Genomic DNA, 3,269 nt, shown 5'->3' on the forward strand with positions numbered 1-3,269 from the left:
GGTATGGAAATAGCGACTAAAAATGCCTGTGTTTTACTTGATGGCGATCTTCAAGATTTACCAGAATTAATTGAACAGTTTGTTGAAAAATGGCGTGAAGGATATGATGTCGTGTATGGTCGTCGTAAGAAACGCAAAGCTCCTCTTTTTATGCAACTTGCCTATAAAGGTTTCTACAGAATTTTTGATTATTTTTCATATCTTTCAATTCCTCATGATGCAGGAGATTTTTCTTTGATGGACAAAAAAGTTGTTCAGGCGATTTTACAGTTTCCTGAACGAGATTTATTCCTTCGGGGAGTTAGGGCATTTGTAGGCTTTAAACAGATTGGTATAGATTATGTAAGACCAGAAAGAATGTTTGGTGTAACTACTAATAATTTAGCAAAAAATATTGCTTGGGCTAAGAAAGGAATTTTGTCTTTTAGCTATACTCCTTTAACTATTCTCAGTTTTCTAGGAACGGTATTATTGCTCATTACACTATTGTTAGCAATTATGCAAATTATTATCCGAATTCTGTTTCCTAGTTCGGCTCCTAAAGGCATAACTACTGTTTTGCTTACTATCTTATTTTTTGGCTCAGTGAATCTATTTGGTCTTGGTATTGTTGCTGAGTATATTGCCAAGATATTTGAGGAAGTTAAGCAGAGACCCCATTTTATTCGTCGCACTATTATTAAGAATGGAGAAATTAGATCCGCTTATGATAGTTTTAAAACTTAAGTCAATTGAGGACTGAATTATGTATGATAAAAAGGTTCAGAGGCAAGAAGGGTTTAAACCACTTAGTAATACACCCCCTGATAGTTTTATCAATAAGTTAAAATTTCAAGCGAGACTAGTTTTAGATTTTGAGACAAAGACTGTGTATCGGCACTTGCAAGAATTTATGCCTAAAATGCAAGGTAAAGTAGTCGATATTGGTTGTGGGCAAAGTCCCTACAAGCATCTTCTGAATAGTCAGGAAACTCAATATTACGGACTGGATATTGAAGATGCGGCTAAAAATTTTTACTATGACAATTCTCAAATCATCCACTTTGATGGTCAACATATTCCGTTAGCTGATAGTTCAATGGATTGTTTCATCTGTACAGAAGTTCTTGAACATGTAAAAGAACCAGAAAAATTTATTGCTGACGTTTATCGAGTTTTGAAAGTAGGAGGGTTAGGTATAGTTACAGTACCTTGGTCAGCGAGATATCACTATATTCCTTATGACTATTATAGATTTACACCCTCCGCACTCACGATTCTATTTCAAGATTTTTCATCAATTAAAGTCATATCTAGAGGGACAGATATTACCGTAATCGTCTCTAAGATTATCGTTGCCTATTTTAGAGGTTTATTACCCCCAAAAATAATTATTTTATGGGGTTTAAAAATTTTATTAAACATAGTTATTTTTCCATTTTTAATTTTGTGTATTGTCGTCGGACATCTTTCCTTAGCTTTAAGCTTAGGTTCTAAAGATGATCCACTTGGTTATACCGTTTGCCTTCACAAGTAATTAATAAGCAGATTTTTAAGGAGAAAATAAAAAGATGCCTGAAATATCAGAAAAGATAACTCAAAAAAAATCAAGCTTTATTACTCTAATTTTAGCTACTATTACTTTGTTTGCTCTGATATATTACTTAGGGGCAACTCAATGGAATGTCGTTGAGTTACTGCGTTTTTGTGTAGGAATAATTTTACTTTGGACGCCTTTGGGTGCTTTGTTTTATTTGTTGTTAAAGCGACAAGTGCAAGAGCCTATAGTTCGTTTCACATTCAGTGCGATCGCCAGCTATACACTGACAACTTTAATTTATTTTGTTTTAGCTGTATTCCATCTTGATATATTATTTTATATAGGGGAAATTACAGTCTTTATAGGGCTGATTATTTACTCAATCCGTAAAAATTTTCGCTTGAATATTCAGATTAATCCCCTTAGATGGCGGCAGTTTGATTGGGTACTCACTTTATTAATTGCAGTAAGCTTAGTAGTTAATATTCCCTACCAAATACCCTGGCAATATAACCCTACAACTAACACTTATAAATCAACAGTGTGCTTTGATTGTCATTACTTTACAAGTAAAGCCTACGAATTGGCTAGACACGTACCAGATCTACAGCAACCTAGCAGAGCAGGAACACCTGAAACCGCATATCACATGTTTCCCCATCTGACAACCATGTTGCTCTCACGTTTCACAAGTCAGACTGATATGCAGAGGGTACAAATTGTTTATCATTACATCATTATCGAAATTGGGATGTGTTTGGTACTGTACAGCATCGTCAAAACTTTGACTAATAGTAGGATAGCCGGATATCTGGCAACAGCAACAATGTATGTTACAGCTATCCCATATCCGCCCTTGGTAAAAAACGATATTGGCTTATTTTACTTTACTTTGTTTCCCCATGTTTCTAGTGGAATAGAAACACTTAGCATATTTAGCCCACAAATGTATAGTGGGATGTTAGTCGCTTATGGAATTCTTCTCGGAGTTTTACACATTTCTGTTCGTTGTTATCAAAAACAACCAGTAGGTGTAATTCTGATCATTACGGCAATCATGATTGTGGCAATAAGCCGTTTTCGGATTCATGTCTTTTTGCCAATGCTGCCAGGTTTTTTGTTATTAACAGCCTATGGCTGGAAACGTACTAAGCAAAAGGCATACCTTGTTGCTGCTGGTCTTGCTATTGTTTTAGGTTTACTAATTTGTTTGGAGATGAAATCATCATACTATTTGGCTAATAGTGCGAGTATAAAATTAGGCTTTAATAATTTAACTAACCCTGAAGAATCGACTAACTGGATTAATGCTTGGCCATTTTCTCCAAATATTTATCACTTACTAAGCCGTTTAATTCCTAACTTGACAGTTTTAAAATGGGTTTGGCAAATAGTATCCATATCTGCTTTTGTTGCCTTGAATATGATAGGTATTCCTTTGCTTATTATCACTAGTATTTACCTATCAAGTAAACCAGGACGTCAGGAGTTTCTCCTGTTCAGAAGCCTGATTGTATGGATGATAGTTCTGTCAACTTTGAGTGCAATGTATCTAACAAGTGATTATGACAGCTACTCACTTGCAGGGCAAATGATGTTTCCACCACGTTGGTATTTATTTCTACTAATGATTCCTGGACTTTATTATATTTACCAGTTTTTCCAGCCTCATCTATCTTTAACTAGACCAGTGCAGATAAGTTTATTAATCGCTTTTGTTGTAATATCTCAGGCTGCTCAACAGTTTGCT

3 protein-coding genes are annotated in these 3,269 nt (G+C 35.0%); all 3 read left to right on the forward strand.

Going from position 1 to position 3,269, the window contains the following annotated elements:
* Positions 1-726 (forward strand): glycosyltransferase (locus ACYTXL_RS15630; RefSeq protein ID WP_461925532.1); only part of this gene is annotated, 726 nt, incomplete at its 5' end.
* A 19-nt stretch (positions 727-745) separates the two neighbouring features.
* Complete coding sequence (locus ACYTXL_RS15635) at positions 746-1,516, forward strand: class I SAM-dependent methyltransferase (protein WP_461925533.1); 771 nt, start codon at positions 746-748, stop codon at positions 1,514-1,516.
* 34 nt (positions 1,517-1,550) lie between these two features.
* Positions 1,551-3,269: hypothetical protein (locus ACYTXL_RS15640; RefSeq protein WP_461925534.1), on the forward strand; the 1,719-nt coding region annotated here is incomplete at its 3' end.

Source organism: Nostoc sp., from assembly GCF_054880495.1.